General features: G+C 73.5%; 19 protein-coding genes. 8 read left to right on the top strand and 11 right to left on the bottom strand.

What is annotated here, in order from left to right; translation table 11 throughout:
- Positions 1-13 precede the first annotated feature (13 nt).
- Entirely contained in the window at positions 14-1396 is a 1383-nt protein-coding gene (locus tag ACH4K1_RS02900; protein ID WP_398085867.1) for a DUF6716 putative glycosyltransferase, read from the bottom strand.
- A 208-nt stretch (positions 1397-1604) separates the two neighbouring features.
- On the opposite strand from ACH4K1_RS02900, the gene ACH4K1_RS02895 reads away from it, so the two are divergent.
- The 4 genes from ACH4K1_RS02895 (at position 1605) to ACH4K1_RS02880 (ending at position 7360) form a co-directional block, all read left to right on the top strand.
- Positions 1605-2615 carry a glycosyltransferase family 2 protein gene (locus tag ACH4K1_RS02895; protein ID WP_398085864.1) on the top strand — a complete coding sequence of 337 codons (1011 nt, stop codon included), beginning with the start codon at positions 1605-1607 and terminating at the stop codon, positions 2613-2615.
- Entirely contained in the window at positions 2615-4009 is a 1395-nt protein-coding gene (locus tag ACH4K1_RS02890; protein ID WP_398085861.1) for a polysialyltransferase family glycosyltransferase, read from the top strand. The genes ACH4K1_RS02895 and ACH4K1_RS02890 overlap by 1 nt, the downstream gene beginning before the upstream one ends.
- Positions 4010-4087: 78 nt before the next feature.
- A complete protein-coding gene (locus ACH4K1_RS02885) occupies positions 4088-5257 on the top strand; it encodes an acyltransferase family protein (protein ID WP_398085859.1) in 1170 nt (389 codons plus the stop codon).
- A 180-nt stretch (positions 5258-5437) separates the two neighbouring features.
- Complete coding sequence (locus ACH4K1_RS02880; RefSeq protein WP_398085856.1) at positions 5438-7360, top strand: exo-alpha-sialidase; 1923 nt, start codon at positions 5438-5440, stop codon at positions 7358-7360.
- Positions 7361-7641: 281 nt separating this feature from the next.
- Here ACH4K1_RS02880 and leuE read toward each other — a convergent pair whose 3' ends face one another.
- A complete protein-coding gene (gene leuE / locus ACH4K1_RS02875; RefSeq protein WP_398085853.1) occupies positions 7642-8355 on the bottom strand; it encodes a leucine efflux protein LeuE in 714 nt (237 codons plus the stop codon).
- A 240-nt stretch (positions 8356-8595) separates the two neighbouring features.
- Here leuE and ACH4K1_RS02870 point away from each other — a divergent pair, with 240 nt between their 5' ends.
- Positions 8596-9660, top strand: a complete 1065-nt coding sequence (locus ACH4K1_RS02870; protein ID WP_398085851.1) for a L,D-transpeptidase family protein — start codon at positions 8596-8598, stop codon at positions 9658-9660.
- Positions 9661-9933: 273 nt separating this feature from the next.
- Here the strand turns inward: ACH4K1_RS02870 and ACH4K1_RS02865 are convergent, their stop codons facing one another.
- Both ACH4K1_RS02865 and ACH4K1_RS02860 read right to left on the bottom strand, forming a co-directional pair.
- Positions 9934-11094, bottom strand: coding sequence for a hypothetical protein (locus tag ACH4K1_RS02865; RefSeq protein ID WP_398085848.1), 1161 nt, complete (start codon positions 11092-11094; stop codon positions 9934-9936).
- Entirely contained in the window at positions 11094-11942 is an 849-nt protein-coding gene (locus ACH4K1_RS02860; protein WP_398085847.1) for an RNA polymerase sigma factor, read from the bottom strand. The genes ACH4K1_RS02865 and ACH4K1_RS02860 overlap by 1 nt, the downstream gene beginning before the upstream one ends.
- A gap of 299 nt (positions 11943-12241) precedes the next feature.
- On the opposite strand from ACH4K1_RS02860, the gene ACH4K1_RS02855 reads away from it, so the two are divergent.
- Positions 12242-12469, top strand: a complete 228-nt coding sequence (locus ACH4K1_RS02855) for a hypothetical protein (RefSeq protein WP_398085845.1) — start codon at positions 12242-12244, stop codon at positions 12467-12469.
- Between the two features lie 578 nt (positions 12470-13047).
- Here ACH4K1_RS02855 and ACH4K1_RS02850 read toward each other — a convergent pair.
- Positions 13048-13431, bottom strand: a complete 384-nt coding sequence (locus ACH4K1_RS02850) for a winged helix-turn-helix transcriptional regulator (RefSeq protein ID WP_398085842.1) — start codon at positions 13429-13431, stop codon at positions 13048-13050.
- Between the two features lie 146 nt (positions 13432-13577).
- Between ACH4K1_RS02850 and ACH4K1_RS02845 the strand changes: the two genes are divergently transcribed.
- Both ACH4K1_RS02845 and ACH4K1_RS02840 read left to right on the top strand, forming a co-directional pair.
- The gene (locus ACH4K1_RS02845) at positions 13578-13988 is read left to right on the top strand and encodes a RidA family protein (RefSeq protein WP_398085840.1); all 411 of its coding nucleotides are present in this window, start codon (positions 13578-13580) and stop codon (positions 13986-13988) included.
- Positions 13989-14316: 328 nt separating this feature from the next.
- Positions 14317-14460, top strand: a complete 144-nt coding sequence (locus ACH4K1_RS02840) for a hypothetical protein (RefSeq protein ID WP_398085837.1) — start codon at positions 14317-14319, stop codon at positions 14458-14460.
- Between the two features lie 171 nt (positions 14461-14631).
- Here the strand turns inward: ACH4K1_RS02840 and ACH4K1_RS02835 are convergent, their stop codons facing one another.
- From ACH4K1_RS02835 to ACH4K1_RS02810, 6 genes are all read right to left on the bottom strand, one after another.
- Entirely contained in the window at positions 14632-15303 is a 672-nt protein-coding gene (locus ACH4K1_RS02835; RefSeq protein ID WP_398085834.1) for a potassium-transporting ATPase subunit C, read from the bottom strand.
- Between the two features lie 6 nt (positions 15304-15309).
- Positions 15310-17517 carry a potassium-transporting ATPase subunit KdpB gene (gene kdpB / locus ACH4K1_RS02830; protein ID WP_398085831.1) on the bottom strand — a complete coding sequence of 736 codons (2208 nt, stop codon included), beginning with the start codon at positions 17515-17517 and terminating at the stop codon, positions 15310-15312.
- Entirely contained in the window at positions 17514-19178 is a 1665-nt protein-coding gene (gene kdpA, locus ACH4K1_RS02825) for a potassium-transporting ATPase subunit KdpA (RefSeq protein ID WP_398085829.1), read from the bottom strand. Before kdpA ends, kdpB begins: the two co-directional genes overlap by 4 nt.
- Positions 19179-19186: 8 nt before the next feature.
- Positions 19187-19276: a K(+)-transporting ATPase subunit F gene (kdpF, locus tag ACH4K1_RS02820; RefSeq protein WP_032746149.1), complete on the bottom strand. Its 90-nt coding sequence runs from the start codon at positions 19274-19276 to the stop codon at positions 19187-19189.
- 236 nt (positions 19277-19512) lie between these two features.
- The gene (locus ACH4K1_RS02815) at positions 19513-20103 is read right to left on the bottom strand and encodes a hypothetical protein (RefSeq protein WP_398085825.1); all 591 of its coding nucleotides are present in this window, start codon (positions 20101-20103) and stop codon (positions 19513-19515) included.
- Positions 20104-20209: 106 nt separating this feature from the next.
- On the bottom strand, positions 20210-21034 hold the full coding sequence (locus ACH4K1_RS02810; protein ID WP_398085823.1) for a DUF4328 domain-containing protein: 825 nt from the start codon (positions 21032-21034) through the stop codon (positions 20210-20212).
- Positions 21035-21167: the final 133 nt, after the last annotated feature.

Here is a 21167-nt window from a genome sequence, read left to right as displayed (position 1 = left end):
GCTGACGTGGTGGTCACAGCTCCCCCATCCGGCGGATCACCGGGGCGACGCGCTGGACGCCCTGCCGGTAGGCGCCGCGGGCCGCGTTGCGGACGGTCTCGCGGACCGCGCCCCGGACCCGGCCCGGCTCCTGCGGTGCGGCGGCGCCGGGGAGGGGCGTGCCGTCGGGGGCCAGGTGGTGGCGGCGCAGGATGCCGGGGAGGTAGCCGGGGGCGGTGGCGGGCGTGTAGTAGGGGGTGAGCGGCGGGAGTTCGCCGCCGTCGAGGAGGGCGGAGACCTTGGCGCGGGCGGTGTCGTAGGCGGTGCCGTACGAGCCGTCGGCGGCGACGCCCTGCCGTGCCACCCACTCCGGGTCCGGCCGGGGCCGCGTCCCGCCGTCGAGCCGGTCCCAGGAGGTGAGGAGGCCGGAGCCGACGAAGTGGTGGTTGCCGAGCGGCTCGCGGACGCCGAGGTCGGTGAGGATCGCGGTGGGGATGCGGCGGTGCAGCGACTCCAGGGCGGCGGTCGAGGAGACCGTGACCAGGAGGTCGGTGCGGTCCAGGACCTCGCCCATGTGCCCGTACACCAGGCGGAAGTTGGGCGGCAGCCCGCCGGGCAGCCGCTGCGCGAGCTTCTGGTAGGGCAGCTCCTCGATGTGCGTGGTGTGCTCGCCGGGCTTGGAGCGCAGCTTCAGCAGCACCTCGCGGCGCGGGTGCAGCCGGGCGTGCTCGACGAGCCGGCGCAGCAGGTACGTACGGTCGGCGCGGGTGGCCGGTACGGAGGGCTGGGCGGCGAACACCACGGTGTCGCGGCCCTCTTCGGGGCGGTACGGGGTTCCGCCGAGGAAGGGCAGCGCCGCCTCGGTGACCGCCGAGGCGTCGGCGCCCACCCCCTCGTAGACCGCGCGGAAGCGCTCCGCGTCGTGCGCCGAGTTGGCGAGGACGACGTCCGCGCCGTGGCGCAGCAGCAGCCCGTCGGCCAGCTTCTCGTAGACGACGCCGACGTACCCGGTGACGACGACGGGCCGGCGCGGGAGGTCCAGGGCGGCCAGGCCGTGCAGCACGGCCTGGACGCCGCCGCCGACGAGGGCGAGGACGACGACGTCGTACGCCTCGGCTCGCACGGTGTGCAGGAACTCGACGGCGGTGACCTCGCGGACCCGGCCGGCGTCGATCCCGACCTCTCCGACCTCCGCGAGCTGGCGGGGCGTCGGTGTGGCCCGGCCGCGCAGCAGCAGCCCGCTGACCTCGACGGGTCGCGCGCCCCGCCCACCGGACTCGGCGGTCAGGCGGCGCGCGGTGAGCGCGCCCCATTTCCACCGGGTGTCGGAATCGGCGAGGACGGCGACCCGCAGCACCGGTCGGGGCGCGGCGGGGATTTCGGCCTGATCGGCCTGAGGGCTGGTACGTGGGGGCACACCCCAGAAATTAGGAAGGCATTTCGATGAGCGGCCCAACACGACAGCAACAAACGGTTAACAGGCGGCCGACGCTTGGGGAATCGGCAGGCCGGACGGGTCAACTACCGTCGCATTCGATCCACTTCACCGTTCGGACATTCATCGTTCACGCGCAGTACTTTCTCGGGACAAGGAATGTGGCGGGCTTCCGACTAGCGTGATGCGGGTGGTTAAGCTCTCCGTCATCGTGCCGTTCTACAACGTGCAGACATATGCGCCCGACACCCTCAGAAGCCTGCGTGCCAACGCCCGCGACGATTTCGAGTTCCTCCTCGTCGACGACCGGTCGACCGACGGGACGGCCGAGATCCTCCAGCGCGCCGGGAAGGACATTCCCGGCGCAAGGGTGATCGTCCATGAGCGCAACGGCGGTCTGGCCACGGCCAGGAACACCGGCCTGGACGCGGCGGGCGGGGAATATCTGACCTTCCTGGACGGCGACGACTGGCTGGCCCCCGGCTACTTCGCGGACCTGGTCGCCGCGGCCGAGCGGCTGGAGTGCGACTTCGTCCGCACGGACCACGTCCAGGCCACCGGCCGTACGCGGACGGTGCACCGGGTGCCGCACGGGCTGCGGAACGTGGTGCTCAGCCCGCGCTCGGTGATCCTCCCCGTCGACCGCACCACGTCGGTGGACTATCCGTACGCGTGGGCCGGCATCTACCACCGCCGCCTCCTCGACCGGGGGCTGCTGCACTTCACCGACGGCCTGCGCACCGCCGAGGACCGGCCGTGGATATGGCGGCTGCACCGGGAGGCGGAGAGCTTCGCCGCGGTCGGGCTGCTCGGCCTCTTCTACCGGCGCGGGGTCGCTTCCTCGCTCACCCAGATCGGCGATGTCCGACAGCTCGATTTCATCCGGGCGTTCGACCAGGTCATCGCGGAGACGTCGCAGGATCGTGACGCGGACATCCTGCTGCCGAAGGCCGTGCGGACGTACTGCGCGGTCATGGCCCACCACCTCGGTTCCATCGAGCGGTTCGAACCGGCCGTGGCGCGGACGCTGCGCACCATGAGCGCCACCGCCCTGCGCAGGCTCCCCGCCGAGCTGCTCGACGAGACCCTCCGCTCCCTGGGCGACCGGCGCGCCGCCCTGCTCCGCCGGGTGCGCCGCCGTCCCGGCACAGAGCCCGCCCCCGCCGTCACACCTGCCGCCGCCTCCGGAGCCCGCGCCTGATGTCTGCCATCCGTTCCACCCAGCTCTTCTTCGCGGCCTCCCAGTACGCCGCGGCGACGGTGACCGCGGCGATCCGGGCCGGCCAGTTCGGCCCGCGCGCCGAGCACCGCCGGCTGCTGATCGTCAGTGACACCTCCCCCGCCCCCGAGGTGGGCACCCCGCTCGACCGGATGGCCGGATTCGGATCACTGCGGACGGAGTTCGACGAGGTCCACTCGTGGAACGCGTTCATCAGGCCGTTCCACCCGGCCGGCTGGTTCCCCCGCGAGCAGGACGCCCTGCTCTGGGAGCGGTACCTGCGGCTGGCGTGGGGACTGGGCGACGGACCGGTGGAGATCGCCTGCGAGTCCATCCAGGCCAATCCGTCCAGCGCCGTGGCCAAGGTCTTCGGCGAGAGCCCGATCCACCTCTACGCGGACGGGCTGATGAGCTACGGGCCCACCCGCAGCAAGATCGATCCGCTGATCGGCACCCGCGTGCAGCGCCTGCTCCACCTGGACCTGGTGCCGGGGCTGCGGCCGCTGCTGATGACCGAGTTCGACGTCGAGCCGGAGGTCGTGCCGACCGCCGAGTTCCTCAAGGTCCTGGGCGAACTCGCGGCGTCCGCCGAGGAGTACGCCGCCCCCGCGGACGCGCCGGCCCTGCTCCTCGGGCAGTACCTCTCCGCCATCGACGTCCTGACCGCCGACGAGGAGCAGGAACTGCACCTGCGGATGCTGCGCGGCACGGTCGCGCTCGGCCACACGCAGGTGGTCTTCAAGCCGCACCCCGCCGCCCCGGTGAGCTGGTCGCGCGCGCTGGAGGAGGAGGCCGCGCGGCTCGGCGCCGGCCTCACCGTGCTGGACTCCCCGGTGATCGCCGAGGTGGTGTACGAGCGGACGCGTCCGGCGCTCGTCGTGGGCGCGTTCTCCACCGCGCTGCTGACCGCCGCGACGTTCTACGGGATTCCCGTCGCACGGGTCGGCACGAGGGAACTGCTCGCCGCGCTGACCCCGTACCAGAACAGCAACCGCGTCCCGGTCACGATCGTCGACGCCCTGCTGCCCGCCCTGGAGGACCGGGAGGCGGTCACCTCGTGGCGGCTGCCGGACGAGGACCGGGTGCGCGCGGAGTTGTCGGGCCTGGTCACGGCGGTCGGATTCGCCATGCAGCCGCAGATCTACCCGCGGCTGCGGCCCGCCGCCGAGGAGTACCTCGCCGCGCATCCGGCCTCGGCGTCGTCCCCGTACTTCCGCCGCCGCCGTCTCACCGCGCTCGCGCTGCCGGGGGCCCTTCCGGCGCAGTTCGACTTCATCCCGCGCAACGCGACGGTCCGCAGGATCGCCCGGCAGGCCGCCGCCTGGAAGCGGGGCGCGGAACAGCGGCTCCCCCGTGTCCGCGGCACGCGCGGCTGAGAGGGCGGGGAGATGAGCGGGGGAACGGTCCCGGGAACGACCGGCGGGACGGGCCGGGAGACGACCGGAGGAGCGGGCATGACGGGCGAGCGGGCGGGTACGGCGACACTCCCGGCCCAGGAGGGCCGGCCCGCCGAGCCGGTGCGGGCGGCCCCGCCGCCGAAGGAGCGGAGCCGGCTGGCGGCCCTGGACGGGCTGCGCATCCTGGCCGCGCTGATGGTCTGCCTCTACCACTACGCGGGCAAGGAAGGCCCGGTCGCCGAGTCCTGGGGGCAGTCGCCGGCGCACCTGTTCCCGACGCTGTCGTCGTTCGCCACGTACGGCAGCCTGGGGGTGCAGCTCTTCTTCATCATCAGCGGGTTCGTCATCTGCATGAGCAGCTGGGGCCGTTCGGTCGGCGACTTCTTCCGCTCCCGCGTCGCCCGCCTCTATCCGGCGTACTGGGCGGCGATCGTCGTCGTCACCGCGGCGGCCGTCCTGCTGCCGGTGGTCGTGGAGCCGCTGCGCCCCGACGCATTCCTGGTCAACCTGACGATGCTCCAGCAGCCGTTGGGCGTGGACCGGGTCCTCGGGGTGTGCTGGACGCTCTGGGTGGAGCTGCGCTTCTACGTGCTGTTCGCCGTGTTCGTCGTCTGGCGCGGGGTCACCTACCGCCGGGTCGTCGTCTTCTGCTGCGGCTGGACGCTGGCGGGCGCCTTCGCCCGGATCGCCGACCATCCGCTGACCGACGCCCTGGTGATGCGGGACCACGCGCCGTACTTCATCGCCGGCCTCGCGCTCTACCTGATCCACCGGCACGGGAGCGACCTGCTGCTCTGGGGGATCGTGCTGGTCAGCTGGCTGCTGGGGCAGCGGTACTCCGTCATGGCCCTGTGGCATCCGGGCGCGGAGGGCGCGTTCGACCGCTCCCCCTATGTGATCCAGCTGATCGTGACCCTCTCCTTCCTCGCGGTGGCCGCCGTGGCGCTGGGGTGGCTGCGCTGGGCCGGCCGGCGGTGGCTGACGTTCGCGGGGGCGTTGACCTACCCTTTCTACCTGCTCCACGAGCACCTGGGCTGGTTCGTGATCCGGGTCCTGAACCGGGGCCTGCACATACCGCCGCAGCTGACGCTGATCGCGACGGTGGTCTTGATCCTGCTCCTCGCCCACCTGATGCACCGTTGGGTCGAGAAGCCGGTCGGTCCCCGCCTGAAGCGGATGATGACGGAGCAGAGCCGGCGGGCCCGGCAGACAGCGTTCCGAGCCTGAGCGATCCCGGCCGCGCCCGAGCGGACCGGGCGGGCGTACCCGAGCGGACCGCGCGGGCGTGCCTGCCCGGTACGCCCGGTCCGGTCGTGGCTCCGCAGGGCCTCCGCCGGTCCGGGCTCGCCCGCGCCGCCGGGCCTCCTCCGGTCCACCGATGCCGACACCAACACGAGGACGGACACCATGCGCCTGCCCCGACGACCCGCGGCTTTTCTCCTGAGCCACCACCGCCGCCGAAGAACCCGCGCGACCACGGCCGCCCTCGCGCTGGCGCTGGCGGCCACGGCCCTCGGCGCCCCCGCTTCCCCCGCGGTGGCCGTGCCGGCGGCGGTCACGACCCCCTTCAAGGCGGACAGCGAGGGCTACCGCTGCTTCCGCATCCCCGCACTCGTCGCCACGCCCTCGGGCGCTCTGCTGGCCTTCGCCGAGGGGCGGGTGGCCACCTGTAGCGACATCGGCCACAACGACATCGTGATGCGGAAGTCCACGGACGGCGGACGGAGTTGGGGCCCGCTGACGGTGGTGGCCGGTGCGGCCGACGAGGACGCGCACGGAAACCCGTCGCCGGTCGTGGACGCGGCGACCGGGCGGGTGTCGCTGCTGTACGCGACCGGCGGCTGGAGCGGCACGCCGAGCAAGCCGGTCCGCGGGCCCCGGAGCCTGCGGGTCGCGCACAGTGTGGACGTGGGCGCCACGTGGACGGAGGGCCCCCCGCTCGCCCACCTGAAGCCGGCGGACCGGGGATGGATCTCCACGGGCCCCGGTCACGGCATCCAGCTCACCGGCGGCCCGCACCGGGGCAGGCTGGTCGTTCCGGGCGACTTCACGACGACGGACGGCCGGGCGGGCGGCCAGCTGTACATCAGCGACGACGGCGGACTGACCTGGTCCCTGGGCGCGCAGGCGGCGGTCGACCGGACCGCCTCCGCGTTCCCGGCCGAGCTGTCCGTCGCCGAGACGACCGGCGGAGGCGTGTACGTCAACGCCCGCAGCTCGGCCCGCTGCGACACCGAGGACCACCGGATGGCCGCCACCAGCACGGACGGCGGGACCACTTTCGACGCCCCGTTCTCCCCCGTGTCCGGCCTCGACGCCCCGCCGGTCTCCGGATCGCTGCTGCGTCTGCACGCGAAGGAGTCGGGCGCGGCGCAGGACCGGCTCCTGTTCTCCTCGCCCTCACGCCTCGGCCCCCACACCCTGGAGGACCGCCGCGAGCTGGCCATCCGCTCCTCCTACGACGAGGGCAGGACCTGGCAGACGGCGGGCACGGTGGTGGCGCCGGGCCGCTCCGGCTACTCCGACCTGGCCCTGTTGCCCTCGGGCACGATCGGGGTGCTCTACGAGAGCGCCGGGAACATCCCGCACAGCGACCTCGTCTTCACCGCGTTCACCGAGGCCCAGCTCGACGCGGACCGGCGCGAACTGCGGCTGCCCCGCACCTCGGACACCGGCCCCAACGGGTACGGCAACCACGCCCTGGTCCACGGCGGCGCCCAGCTCGGCAGCCGGGGCAGCGGCAAGGCCATGACCTTCGACGGCCAGGACGACTACCTGCGCCTGGTCTCCTGCTCGGACTCGCTGCGCCTGGGCGCGGGCGACTTCACCTTCACGGCCTGGTTCCGCCACACCGCCACGACGGGGGCGCTGCCCATCGTCTGGGCGTACGGGATGGGCTCCGGTGTCCGCCAGTTCTGGCTGCGCGCCGAGCCGGGCAGGGGAACCCTCCGGGCGGCGATCGACACGGGGACGGAGTACGCGGAGGTGAAGACCGCCTCCTCGTACAACGACGGCTTGTGGCACCACGCGGTCCTCAAGCGCCAGGCGGGGCGGCTGAGCCTCTCCGTGGACGGCGGCCAGGAGTTCGGCGCGGCGGCCCCGTCGGGCTCCCTCACCCCGCCCGCCGAGTTCTCCGTCCACATCGGCGCCCGCCCGGACTTCCCGAACCAGCCGGCCGGCGTCACGGAGCTCTTCCGCGGCGGCCTGGACGACCTCCGCCTCTTCGGCCGTGCCCTGACCTCGCAGGAGGCGTCACGGGTGCGGAGCGGGGCGCTGGACGTGGCCAACGAGGAGGAGCGGCTGCGGCTGGGGTTCTCCAGCATCTGGTAGGCCCGCGAGAAGAAGGGGCTGGGGGAGCGCGCGGGCGCGCTCCCCCAGCCCCTTCCCCATGAGCACCCCTGGCCGGACACCTGTCGGGCCCGCGCCGGCCGGACGGCCGTTCTCAGCGGGCGACGCCGCGAACGGCGTTTCAGCTCTCCGCACCGCGCTCCCGCCGTCTCACGCCCGAGGACGGGCGAGACCTCCCCACCCAAGCCGCCCCGATGCACCGCCGGGGCGGCGCGCGCCCCGCCGCCCCACCGTCCCGGCCGCTGCTCCCGCTCCCGCTCCCGCTACACGCTGGTGAGCGAGAGCTTGGCGGCGAAGCCGAGGAAGAGGACGCCGGCCGCCGTAGTGGCCCCCGCCGACAGCCGCTTGCGGCGGCGGAAGGCGGCAGCCAGGCGGGTGCCGCCGAAGATCAGCACCGAGAGGTACGCGAAGCTGGCGAGCTGGAGCAGCGTGCCGAGGAGCAGGAACGACAGGGCCGGGTAGGCGTAGCCGGGGTCGACGAACTGCACGAAGAAGGAGATCAGGAAGAGGATCGCCTTCGGGTTGAACAGGCTGACCAACAGCGCCCGGCGGTAGGGCTTCTCGACCGGCCCGGCCGCGGTCCCGGAAGTCCCCGCGGTCTCCGCCGCCCCGGCGGTCCCGGCCGCTCCGGCTGCCTCGACCGACTCCACCAGCTCCGCCGTACGCCGGTGCCTCTCGCGCCACAGCGCGACGGCCGCCCGCAGCATCCCGACGGCCATCCAGGTCAGATAGCCCGCACCCGCGTACTTGACGATCGCGAAGAGGAGGGGCGTGGTCTGGAGCAGGGAGGCCGCGCCGAGCGCGGAGAGCGTCATCAGCACGGCGTCCCCCGTCCAGACGCCCGCGGCGGCCGTGTAGCCGGTGCGCACGCCGCGCCGGGCGGCGACGGAGAGCACGTACAGCGAGTTCGGCCCCGGCAGGAGAACGATCAGCGCCAGACCGGCGAGGTACGTCGGAAGATCGGTGACACCCAGCATGGACGGAGTCTCGCATGCCCGCCCCGGAGGCCGCCCGGGGGTTTCACCGGGCGGTGCGCCTCCCTCCGCGCGGGCGGCGGAGGACGTTTCCCGGCAGGCCGGACCCGGCCGGAATCACCGGGGTGCGCGCCCCCGGGGCTGGACGCGCCGCTCGCGTACGGCGGAGGATTCGGGGACCGGGCCGGGCGGGAATCCGTACAGGGAGGCACCGGACCGACGGGTGAGCCAGGGGGCGGAGCGATGGCGGAGACGAGCGACGGGTGGGGCGGCCGGGGAGCGAGGGGGCCGGACCGCGGGGGACCGGACACGGGCGCGGGACGCGCACGACCGGTGGCCGCGGCGCCTGCCCCGGAACCGGACGGGACGGGTACGGGAGCCCCGGCCGCGCCGGGGCCGGGGAACGCCCGGCGTTCCCGGGCCCGTCGGATCGCCGCCGTGTCGGCCGTCGCGGTGGCCGCCCTCGCCACCGGGTGCGAACCGGGAGCCGCCACCGGGGTGCAGGACGCGCCGCCGCCGGCCGCCCGGGCCGCCACGCCCCCCGCCGCCCCCTCCCCCGTGTCCCCCGCGCCCGCGAAGCCGAGCACCGCGCCGCCGCCCGCCCCCTCGGCGCCCACCGCCGCCCCGGCCCCGGCGACCGCCCGGCCGGCTCCGGAGCCGAGCGCCGCCCCGCCGCCGCGCGTGCTGATGCGGACCGGCTCCGAGAGCGACCGCGTACGGGAGCTCCAGGCCCGGCTCCGGCAGATCGGCCACTTCGGGCGCAACCCCACCGGGTACTACGGCTCCGTCACCGCCGACGCCGTACGGTCGTTCCAAGCCAAACGGGGCTTCGCGACCACCGGCAGCACCGACGAGGCGACGTGGAGGCGGCTGCTGGCGATGACCCGGCCGCCGACCGCCGCCGAGCTGCGCCCGCCGACCGAGCGGCCGGTGGCCGCGCCGGACAAGCGCTGCCTGACGGGCCGGGTCCTGTGCATCAGCAAGAAGAGCCGGACCCTGGCGTGGATGATCGACGGCCGGGTCGTCTCCGCGATGGACGTGCGCTTCGGCTCGGAGTACACGCCCACCCGCGAGGGCGTGTTCGAGGTGTTCTGGAAGTCCCGGGACCATGTGTCCACGCTCTACGACACCCCGATGCCGTACGCCCTGTTCTTCAGCGGCGGCCAGGCGGTGCACTACTCCGCCGACTTCGCGGCCAACGGCTACGGCGGCGCGTCGCACGGCTGCGTCAACGTCCGGGACAAGAAGAAGGTCGCGGCCCTGTTCGACCAGGTGAAGAACGGCGACAAGGTCGTCGTCTCCTGGTGATCCGGGCCGGGCGGCCGGAGCGGCGCGGCCGGGCCGGAGCGGCCGGAGCGGCGCGGCCGGGCCGGAGCGGCCGGAGCGGCGCGGTGGTGGGAGAGGGCGCGGGCGGGACCGGGGGAACGTGCCCCGCCCGCGCCGATGCGCTGAGCCGAAGGTACGGGGGGAACCCCGGCTCGTCGCGCGGCCGATGACCAGTCGGCACTCTGTACTGCGCCCGGCATCGAAAAAACGTCACACCTGGCGGTCCGGGCCCCCGGACGGAGGCGTGCACCCGGTTCAGCGGGCGCGTACGGAGGCCGGGCCGCCGCTCTCCGGAAGCGCCGGAGAACCGGCGCTCACCCCTGCCCCCGCCTCTGCCTCCGGGAGGGGGGCGGACCGGGGCACGGGGTTGAAGGAGACGGGTGGCAGGGAGCCACCGCCGTCCGGCCCGCCCGGTCCGTCGTCATCGTCGTCATCGTCGCCACCGCCGCCGTTCCCGCCGGAGCCGCCGTTCCCGCCGCCTCCGCCGTTTCCGCCACCGTCGCCGTTCCCGTCGAGGAGGTCGTCGCAGAAACGTTCCAGGTTCTTCTCGCCCTTGGCGAGCCGGACCAGTTGGCGTCGGCTCCGGTCGTCCAGCGTTCCGTTGCGGAACGCCTTGCACGCCTTGACGGACTTCTCGTACCAGTTCCCGGCGTCCGTACCGCCGTCACCGGGCCCGCCGGACGCGGCGGGGCGTGCGTCGTGGCCGCCCCCGGTCGCCTGCTCCCGGCCGTGGTCGCCCGGGAGGTCCTGGCCGTCCGGCCGGTCCTCGTCCGGGCCTCGGCCGACGTCGCCGGTGTGCGCCCCCTCGGGCTTCCGGGGGCCGCCGGATTCCCGGGTCCCGGGCGCGGAGGACGCCTTCGGCCCGTCGGGGGCGGACGGGTCCGCCGGGGACGCCGGGTCGTCGGTCGGCCCACCGGACGTCACCGGCCCCGGGGTCGCGGCCGCCGATACGGAGGTGGCGGGCGCGGGTGAGCCCTGGCCGCCGAAGCTTCCGGGGAGGACGCCCGTACCGGCGGCGACCGCCACCCCGCCGAGCGCACAGCCCGCGAGCGAGGCGACCAGGCCGAAGCGGACCGGCCGGCTCCAGCGCGGACGACGGACCGGGGCGCCGGGGGCGGAGCCGAGGTGGACGGCGGGCAGCAGACCGGGGCGGCCGGGCAGGGCGGCGCCGGCGGCACGGCCGGCGAGCCGGTCCGCGCCCGTGCCGTGTCCGGCCTGCCGGAACGCGGTGAGGGCCGCTTCCTCGCCGGGGAGTTCGCCTGCCGGGGCCCGCAGCCCCTCGCGGGCCGCGCCGAGCGCTTCGGCGAGCCGGAAGGCGTCGGTGCGGGCTTCGTCGCCGACGGGGACGACCGGTTCGCCGCGGAGCAGTCTCTCCGCCGCGTCCTTGTCAAGCCACTCGTAGTGCTCGTCGGCCATCACATGTCCTTCTGCGTCCACGGTCGCGAATGCGTCACACCGGGGGTGACCCCGGCGGGCGCGGCCGGACCGACCCGGCCGGGGCGCTGGGCGGGCACCACGCCGAGCCCGGCGCCCCCGCCCGCCTCCCGGTCCGCGTCGCCGGCGCCCCGCCCCGGTCCGGAGGCGCCGTCCGCGAGGGCCGCTCCGGCACCGGGCGGGTCGGCGGCGGGCGGGTCGGCGGCGGGGGCGGCGGCCTCGGACCGGTTCGCCGGGGGGCCCGCTCCGGCATCGGCCCGGCTCGCCGCCCGCCCCGACTGCTCGGCGCCGAGGAGTTCGGCCAGCCGTTTGAGACCGCGGTGGGCGGCGGTGCGGACGGCGCCGGGCCGCTTGCCGAGGGTCTGCGCCGCGCTCTTGGCGTCCAGCCCGACGACCACCCGGAGCACGACGGCCTCGGCCTGGTCCTGGGGCAGTTGGGCGATGAGGGACATGGTGCGGTCGGTGTCCAGCGCCTCGATGGCGTCGGCGGCGGTGTCGGACTCGGCGGCGCGCGTGGTCAGCTCGGTCTCGTCGCCGCCGATGGCGGGACGGCGGCTGCGCATCCGCAGATGGTCCAGAGAGCGGTTGCGCGCGATCCGGGCGGTCCAGCCCCGGAACCGGTCGGCGTCACCGCTGAAGCGGTCGAGGTCGCGCGCTATCTGCAACCACGCTTCGGAGGCCACGTCCTCGGCGTCCGAATCCCCGACCAGCGTCCGTATGTAGCCCAACAGCCGCGGCTGCACCGCGCGGTACACAGCACGGAAGGCGTCCTCGTCCCCGTCCTGTGCCGCGAGCACCGCGGCGGTCAGCTCCGCGTCGTCCCCCAGCACTCCCTGTACCCGCCCTGACGTCCTCACCCGCAGCTGGTCAACTGCTGCGCAACCCTGCGCGAACCAGCACGCTACGTGCTCGGCGGGGGCCGCGTCCATGGCTTGTACAACTCGCAACAATTCGTCGGCCGCACTCCCGGGTGTGACAGAAAACGCAGTCATGGCGCAGAGAGGAGTACGGGGTCGTGCTGCGACCCCGTGGAAGACGGCCGGGGCCTCTCCTGTGGGGGGTGGCGGCCCCGGTCGTCGCTCCAGTATTTACCCTCTGACCTGCGGATTTGCGGGCCACCTACACCTCCGTGACCAACGGCGTGACCAACGCGTCGGACGGTCACCCGATGCGCCCCAGGCCGATGCGCCGCGCGGTCCCCGACACGAGCTTCCGAGCCCCCACCCGAGTCATGGAACTGGTCAGCGCCATCAGGTCGTCCCACGAAGAGATCGACGCATGGCTGTCCGGTGCAGTGCACACGTTCCCGGTGCTTCAGGACCATGGCTTCAGCGCCACCTGGGACAGCCGCGATTGAGGCCAGAGCTTCGTCAGGCGCCGCCGGCAGATCAGTGCGCATACGGGGGTGAGGAAGGCTTCGTGGATGTCGTCGCGGCTCTCCCAGCGGATCCGTGGACGACGGAACCAGTGCGGATGCGCGAAGGCACGCTCCACGACCCAGCGTTGGGCGCCCGACCCCGAGCCGTGCAGTGTTCCTGGCGGTCCGCCGGAGCGAACTGCCGGGAACGCGCGGCCCATTGGGAGCGGCTCACTGCCGTACCCACAGGATGTACCTGCCGCCGACGTTCCTTCGCAGTAGGTGTCGCCCGCCTACGAAACGCGCGGCGATGTGCAGGTTGGGTACGAGAAGGACGAGCGGGAAGTCCGTGCACGAGCACCCCTGTCCGGCATCCAGGTGGACTGGCCGGCTCGTGGGCTCCGGCGGCGGACCCCACCGGGGCGAAGTCCGGCTTCGGCAGTACGTACCGCCCGCCCGGTCGGCAGGGTGCGTCTCGTCGCTTCCCGGCGGATTCCGACGCCGGCGCATACCGGGCGGTGCGGCAGCCGCACGCCCGAAGGGGCGTCCCCTCCGCGTGGGCGCAGGCGGTCGTCGGGTCAGCCGGTGGTGAAGCGGCCGCGGGCGGTCTCGATGTGGGCGAGGTACTGGTGGGTCCAGGCGCACATGCCGTCGATCGTCACGCGCAGGGCCTGTCCCGCCTCGGTGAGGGTGTACTCGACGCGCGGGGGCACGACGGGGTGGACCGTGCGGACGACCAGTCCGTTGCGCTCCAGCATGCGCAGGTTCTGGGTGAGCATCTTGTGGCTGATGCCCTCGATCTCGTCCCGCAGGGTGCTGAAGCGGGCGGTGCGGTCACCGATGGCCTCGATGATCAGCAGGGCCCACTTGTTGGCGATGTCCGAGAAGACCTCCCGCGCCAGCGAGTCGGCGCGGCTCAGGTCCGCCTGGTCGGGCGAGCCCGGGTAGGCCTTGGTCACCATCAGGTTCCTCCGTTACGAAAAAGTGCGTTCTTCCAGCACAGCGCACAGTCTCCTATGGTTACCGAGTATCCACAAGAGACCGGGAACGGCCTGGTCCGGTGGGCGCGGGCCCGCGGGCCCCACGCACGTACGGAGAATCGACGATCATGACCATCACCCTGGTGAACCCCGAAGGACTGCCGAAGATCGACGCCTACCGCCAGGTCTCCATCGCGACCGGCTCACGGCTGGTCTCCGTCGCCGGGCAGGTCTCCTGGGACGCCGAGGGGCGCACCGTCGGCGCGGGCGACCTCGCCGCCCAGGTCGAGCAGAGCTACCTCAACGTCGCCACCGCCCTGGCCGGGGCCGGCGCCTCCTTCGCCGACGTGGTGAAGCTGACCGTCTACGTCGTCGACTGGACGCCCGACAAGATGGCCGCCTTCGGCGAGGGCGTGGCCAGGGCCGCCGCGAAGCTGGGCGGCGCCGTCCCCGTCCCCCCGGGCACCCTGATCGGCGTCGCGGCCCTCTCCTCGCCCGACCACCTCGTCGAGATCGAAGCCACCGCCGTCCTCGACTGAAGGGGCCCGGCCAGGAGGCCGGGGAGATGGCGGAAGAGCGGAGAAACGAGGAGTCGTCGGTGCCCTTCCCGGCCCGCACGGCGGGGGAGCACACCGCGAGGAAGGCCCTCAAGGAGACGGGGCCTCGTGTGACGGACGGTCAACGGGGTGCACAGCGAAAGAAATGCCCCACGAGCCTTCCGGACCGTGGCGGCGGCGGGCCGGCGAGCATGCAGGAGCAGACTGCGGCGCTGGGGCGGGACACGACGCGTCGGGGCGAACAAGGCCGGAAAGGCGCGGCACCGGCCGCGCACGCCGTCGTCTTCGGCGCGATCGAGGAGAGACCGGCATGATCGACCTCGTTTTCGCCCGGCACATCCGGGATCGCCGTCACCGCACCCTCCCTGACGCTCCCGCCGCCCTGCTCACCGGCCCCGTCGAACGCTCCGCCGGCTCCACGAGGGCCGCCCCGGCCCGCACCGCTTCCCTGTGAGGGATCCGCCCAAGGACCTGCTCCACGAGCGCACGCGGCGGGAAGCGCGGGGGCGCGCCTCCGGGGACGATCCCTCCGGCGACGACGAGGACCGGCGAGTCCTGATCCCGCCAGGACCGGGCGGAGAAGGGGGGCGGCGCCGTGGAAGGCCCGGGGCCGGGGTGGGGCCGCTCAGCCCCGTACCGCGTCCCTGAGCGCCGTGTTCAGTTCGAGGACGTTCACCCGGGGCTCGCCCAGGAAGCCGAGCAGGCGGCCGGTGGTGTGCTCCTCGACCAGGTGCTCGACCTTCCGGACGGCGAGGCCGTTCCGGTCCGCGACCCGGTGGACCTGGAGTGCGGCGTACGCGGGTGAGATGTGGGGGTCCAGGCCGGAGCCGGACGACGTGACGGCGTCGGGCGGGACGTCGTCCGGCCGGACCGTGTACGTGGCGGTCGAGTTGTCCTTCACCACGGCGGCCTTCGCGGCCTTCACCCACCCGATCAGCTCCTCGTCGTCGCCGGAGCGGTTGGTGGCGCCCGAGAGGATCAGCTCGTACCGGGTGTTGACGCTGTTGGTCCCGAGGCCGCGGGAGGGGCGCGGCTGGAACCACCGCAGGTCCGGGGCGGGCGATTCCTCGCCCTTCTCCGGCGGGAGGTCGTAGCGCTGGCCTATGAGGGACGAGCCGACGACCTGTCCGCTCGCGTCCTTGATCTCCGAGCCATCGGCCCGGTCGCGGAAGAGCGTCTGGGCGATGCCGGTCACGGCGAGCGGATAGACGACCCCGCAGAGGAGGGTGAGGGCGAGCAGGGCGCGCAGGCCGGCGCCGAGGACGCGCGCGGTGCTGCCGACGGAGGTGTGGGTCATGGCGGATCAGCCGATTCCGGGGAGGAGGGAGAGGAGCAGGTCGATGAGTTTGATGCCGATGAACGGGGCGACGATGCCGCCGAGTCCGTAGATCCCGAGGTTGCGGCGGAGCATCCGGTCGGCGCTCGCGGGCCGGTAGCGGACGCCCCTGAGGGCGAGCGGCACCAACGCGACGATGACCAGGGCGTTGAAGACGACCGCCGAGAGGATCGCGGATTCGGGCGACGCCAGCCCCATGACGTTGAGCCGGTCCAGCGACGGGTACGCCACCGTGAACAGGGCGGGGATGATCGCGAAGTACTTCGCCACGTCGTTGGCGATGGAGAACGTCGTCAACGCGCCCCGGGTGATCAGGAGCTGCTTGCCGATCTCGACGATCTCGATCAGCTTGGTGGGGTCGGAGTCGAGGTCCACCATGTTCCCGGCCTCCTTGGCGGCCGAGGTCCCGGTGTTCATCGCCACGCCGACGTCCGCCTGGGCGAGCGCGGGTGCGTCGTTGGTGCCGTCGCCGGTCATCGCGACGAGCTTGCCGCCGGCCTGCTCCCGCTTGATGAGGGCCATCTTGTCCTCGGGCGTCGCCTCGGCCAGGAAGTCGTCGACCCCCGCCTCCTCGGCGATCGCCTTCGCGGTCAGCGGGTTGTCGCCCGTGATCATGACCGTACGGATGCCCATGCGGCGCAGTTCGTCGAACCGTTCCCGCATCCCCTCCTTCACCACGTCCTTGAGGTGGATCACGCCGAGGACCCGGGCGCCGCCGCCGTCCGCCACGGCCACCAGCAGCGGTGTGCCGCCGGCCCGGGCGATGCGGTCGGCCAGCGCCGGGACGTCGGCGGGGACGAGGCCCCCGCGCTCCTTCACCCAGGCCGCGACGGAGCCGGACGCGCCCTTGCGGACCGAGCGCCCGTCCAGGTCGACGCCCGACATCCGGGTCCGGGCGGTGAACTCCACCCAGTCGGCGCCCGGCGGCCACCCCGCGTCCCGCTCCGGCAGCCCGTACGCCTCCGTGGCCAGCGCGACGATCGACCGGCCCTCGGGGGTCTCGTCGGCGAGCGAGGAGAGCCGGGCGGCGTCCGCGAGTTCGGCCGGTGCCGTTCCCTCCGCCGGGACGAACTCCGCCGCCTGCCGGTTGCCGAGGGTGATGGTGCCGGTCTTGTCGAGGAGGAGGGTCGAGACGTCGCCGGCGGCTTCGACCGCGCGCCCCGAGAGGGCCAGCACGTTGCGCTGGACGAGGCGGTCCATGCCGGCGATGCCGATCGCGGACAGCAGCGCGCCGATCGTGGTGGGGATCAGGCACACCAGCAGGGCGGTGAGCACGATCATCGAGGTCTGGTCGTCGGCCCCCGCGTAGATCGCGAAGGGCTTCAGGGTGACGACGGCGAGCAGGAAGACGATGGTGAGGGAGGCCAGGAGGATGTTCAGGGCGATCTCGTTGGGCGTCTTCTGCCGGGAGGCGCCCTCCACCAGTCCGATCATGCGGTCGATGAAGGTCTCGCCCGGCTTCGTGGTGATCCTGACGACGATCCGGTCGGACAACACCTTCGTACCGCCGGTCACCGCGCTCCGGTCGCCGCCGGACTCACGGATGACCGGGGCCGATTCACCGGTGATCGCGGACTCGTCGACGGAGGCGACGCCTTCCACCACGTCCCCGTCCCCGGGGATGACGTCGCGGGCCTCGCAGACCACCAGGTCCCCGACGCGCAGGTCCGTTCCGGCGACCCGCTCCTCGGTACGGGCCCCGGCGCCGTCCCCGGTGCGGCGGTCTCCGGGGCGGGCCCCGGACCGCGGTTCGGTCCCCTGCTCGGCCTCCTGCTCGGCCCGCGGCCCGGTGCCCTCGACGACACGGCGGGCGACGGTGCCGGTCTTCGCCTTGCGCAACGTGGCGGCCTGCGCCTTGCCGCGTCCCTCCGCGACCGCCTCCGCCAGGTTGGCGAAGATCGTGGTCAGCCAGAGCCAGCCGGTGATCGCCCAGCCGAACGGGTCGGCGGGGTCGGTGAGCGCCAGCGCGGTGGTGACGACGGAGCCGACCAGGACGACGAACATGACCGGGGAGGCGATCATCACGCGCGGGTCGAGTTTGCGCAGCGCGTCCGGGAACGCCTCCACGAGCTGCCGCGGGGCGAACAGCCCGCCGCCGGCCCGGGCGGCGGTCCCGGGCGCGCCGGTCGGCGGCACGTCGGTACGAGGGGGGCGGGCGGGGGCGGCGGTGCTCATGAGGCGAGCCCTTCGGCGAGCGGACCCAGCGCCAGGGCCGGGAAGTAGGTGAGTCCGGTGATGATGAGGACCGTGCCGACGAGCAGCCCCGCGTAGAGGGGCTTGTCGGTGCGCAGGGTGCCCGTGGTCTCCGGCACCGGCCGCTGCTCGGCGAGCGAGCCGGCCAGGGCGAGGACGAACACCATCGGCAGGAACCGGCCGAGCAGCATCGCGATGCCGAGGGTGGTGTTGAACCACTGGGTGTCGGCGTCGAGCCCGGCGAAGGCGGAGCCGTTGTTGTTGGCGGCCGAGGTGTAGGCGTACAGGATCTCGGAGAAGCCGTGCGCGCCGGTGGTGGCCATCGAGTCGGCGGGGGTGGGGAGGGCCAGGGCGACGGCGGTGAAACCGAGCACCAGCGCCGGGGTGACGAGGAGGTAGCAGGCGGCGTGTTTGATCTGCCGGGCGCCGATCTTCTTGCCGAGGTATTCGGGGGTGCGGCCGACCATCAGCCCGGCGATGAATACCGCGATGACCGCCATGACCAGCATGCCGTAGAGACCGGATCCGACGCCGCCGGGTGCGATTTCTCCCAACTGCATGCCCAGCATCGTGATACCGCCGCCGAACCCGGTGTACGAGGAGTGGAAGGAATTCACCGCGCCGGTCGAGGTGAGAGTGGTGGCCACGGCGAAGAGGGACGATCCGGCGATGCCGAAACGGGTCTCCTTTCCTTCCATCGCGCCGCCCGCGATCTCGAACGCGGGCCCTTGATGGGCGAATTCGGCCCACATCATCAGCGCCGTGAAGCCGAGCCAGATGGCGGCCATCGCGCCGAGGATCGCGTATCCCTGCTTCAGCGAGCCGACCATCCGGCCGAAGGTCCGCGTCAGGGCGGACGGGATCAGCAGAATGAGGAAGATCTCGAAGAGGTTGGACAGCGGGTTCGGGTTCTCGAAGGGGTGGGCGGAGTTGGCGTTGAAATAGCCTCCGCCGTTGGTGCCCAGCTCCTTGATGGCCTCCTGGGAGGCGACCGCGCCGCCGTTCCATTCCTGCGGGCCCCCGGTGAACTGTCCGACGGGGTGGATTCCGGAGAAGTTCTGGATCGCCCCGCAGGCGACCAGGACGATCGCACCGGCCGCCGCGATGGGCAGCAGGATGCGTACGGTGCCGCGTACCAGGTCGGCCCAGAAGTTGCCCAGTTCACCGGTGCGGGAGCGGGCGAAGCCCCGGACGAGCGCCACCGCGACGGCCATGCCGACGGCGGCGGAAAGGAAGTTCTGCACGGCCAGGCCGCCGGTCTGCAGGACGTGCCCCATGGTCTGTTCGCCGGCGTAGGACTGCCAGTTGGTGTTGGTGACGAACGAGGCGGCGGTGTTGAACGCCTGGTCCGGGTCGATCGAGGAGAAGCCGAGCGAGCCGGGCAGCGAACCCTGCGCCCGCTGCATCAGGTAGAGGAGGAGCACGCTCACCGCGGAGAGGGCGAGCACGGCGCGCAGATAGGCGGGCAGGCGCATTTCGGCGGCGGGGTCGGCGCCGATGAACCGGTATATCCACTTCTCCGGCCGGTAGTGCTTCTCGGAGGAGTAGACCCGGGCCATGTAATCGCCCAGGGGCCGGTAGGAGAGGGCGAGCGCGGATATCAGGGCGGTCAGCTGGAGCAGGCCGGCGAGCTGGGGACTCATGTCCGTTCTCAGAACCTCTCCGGGAAGAGGAGGGCCAGGACGAGGTATCCGAGCAGGGAAACGGCCACGACGAGGCCGACGACATTCTCGACGGTCATGGCTGGGTCACTCCGCGGGCGACGAGAGCCACCGCCGCGAATATCGCGATCGTGGTGGCGACGAAGGCCAGGTCGGCCATCGTGAACTCCTGGGGGATGCGAGGAAGGTGATCGGCCGTTCGGCCGATACGAGCAAACCTCGGCTCCACCCGGGGGATGAGCCCCCTTGACGGGGCCCATACGCATACGACCCCGCCCTTGACGCCGGTCTGACGCCGCCCCGCCCCCCGCGGACCTCAGCTTCGGACGCGCGCCCGGCGGGACATCACCGCGCGCAGGACGCGGCGGCCTTCGGTGGACAGGTCCAGCGCCTTGCGGAGTCCGGCGCCGCTGCCCGCCGTGCCGGACGTCTCCGCCAGGGTCTCCAGAATGCGGACCTGCCGCTCCAGCTCTCCCGCGACCAGGGGGCCCACGGCGGCCGTTCCACCGTTGCGGGCCGCTGCGAGCGGGTGCTCCCCGTCAACCGGCGCGACCCTGTCCGGGGCGTCGAACCGACCGTGGACGCGGAGCGCGAGCAGCGAGCAGGCGTCGGCCCACTCCCGCAGCGGGGCGGCGGCGAAGTCGGAGGGGGCGGCGGCCAGCGCGGCCCGCACGAGCGCGACGGGGTCGTCGGCGCCGGAGACGTCCCCGGCGATCCGGTCCAGCTCCGTCCGCACCGCCGCGAGCCGTTTGGCCCAATCCCGACCCCCCTCGCAACTCGCCCAGAGCGGGCGCAGAGGCTCGACCCCGGCCCCCGCGAGCAGCGGCAGGCACCGGTCCAGGCAGGCCACCGCAGTGGCCGCGCGAGCGCGGGCGTCAGCTCGTTCGATCAGGTCCAGCAGACTCATCGACGTCTCCCTCGGTCTACCGGGTACTGCGCCGAATGGCTGAAAATCGTCACCTCGGAGGGACCGTCACGGCCGTCCCTCCGCCGCGCCCCTCCCCGCCGGGCGGTCAGAGGGGCCGGGTGTCCGAGGCCGCCGGGGCGGGGGGCCGGGAGCGGGCGGCCCGTTCGACCTGCATCCGGGTCACGGCGCGCACGTAGAGGACGGCGAGTACGGCGGCGACGACGTCCAGCGCGTCGGAGGCCGCCACCAGCCCCGCGGCCCGCACGATCTCCTCCGCCTCCTCGGCCCTCTCCCACATGCGCTCGGTCAGGCGGGAGGAGAGCAGGCTCGCGACCCACGCGCCCCACCAGAGGTTGAGCGGGGTCTTCGGCGCCGTGCGCCACCCGGCGTCCGGCCCGGTCCGCGCACTGGCCTCCCACACACCGCTCGCGACGCGGTAGGGGAACCAGAAGTTGGCGAACGGGACGAACCAGCCGCCCACCGCCCAGCCGGGGCCCATCCGCTGCACCCCGGGGTCGAAGACCTCGGCGTTCCGGCGGGTCCGGTGGAACCAGACGATGAAGACGACGGCCGTGGCCAGCAGCGCCGCGCCCTGGGCGGTGGCCGCGACGTCGTACAGCCGCCCGGCGGCCCGGTCGGCGCCACCATGGACGCCCGGGGAGCCGTCCCTCACCAGGCGGTCCCAGAGGCTTCGCACCCGCAGCCCGGCGGCGATGGCGAACACGTCGGCGGCGATGACCGCGCCGAGCAGCACCGTCACGGCCCGCGCGAGACCGACCGGCGAACGCGGCCACGTGCCCGCGCCCCAGCCCCCCGGCCCGGGCGCCGCCGGCATCAGGCCGTCGGGCAGCGGGGGCCGGGTGCCCGAGCAGAAGGTGCACAGGCCGTCGTCGGTGACGGCCGTTCTGATACGGCAACGGATACAGAGCATGGAACGGTCCCCCGGGTCACGGTGCGGGTGCACGGCCGCACGCCTTCCCCACAAGCGCGCGGCCGACGCGGTGCGGCCCGGCCGGTCGCCGGGCCGTCGGTCCCGCATCTTCGCAGGTGGGCGGGGGGAGGAA

Origin of the sequence: Streptomyces sp. NPDC017448 (assembly GCF_044330565.1) — a bacterium.
Taxonomy (GTDB): Bacteria; Actinomycetota; Actinomycetes; order Streptomycetales; family Streptomycetaceae; genus Streptomyces.
This window is presented reverse-complemented; position numbering and strand designations above follow the sequence as displayed.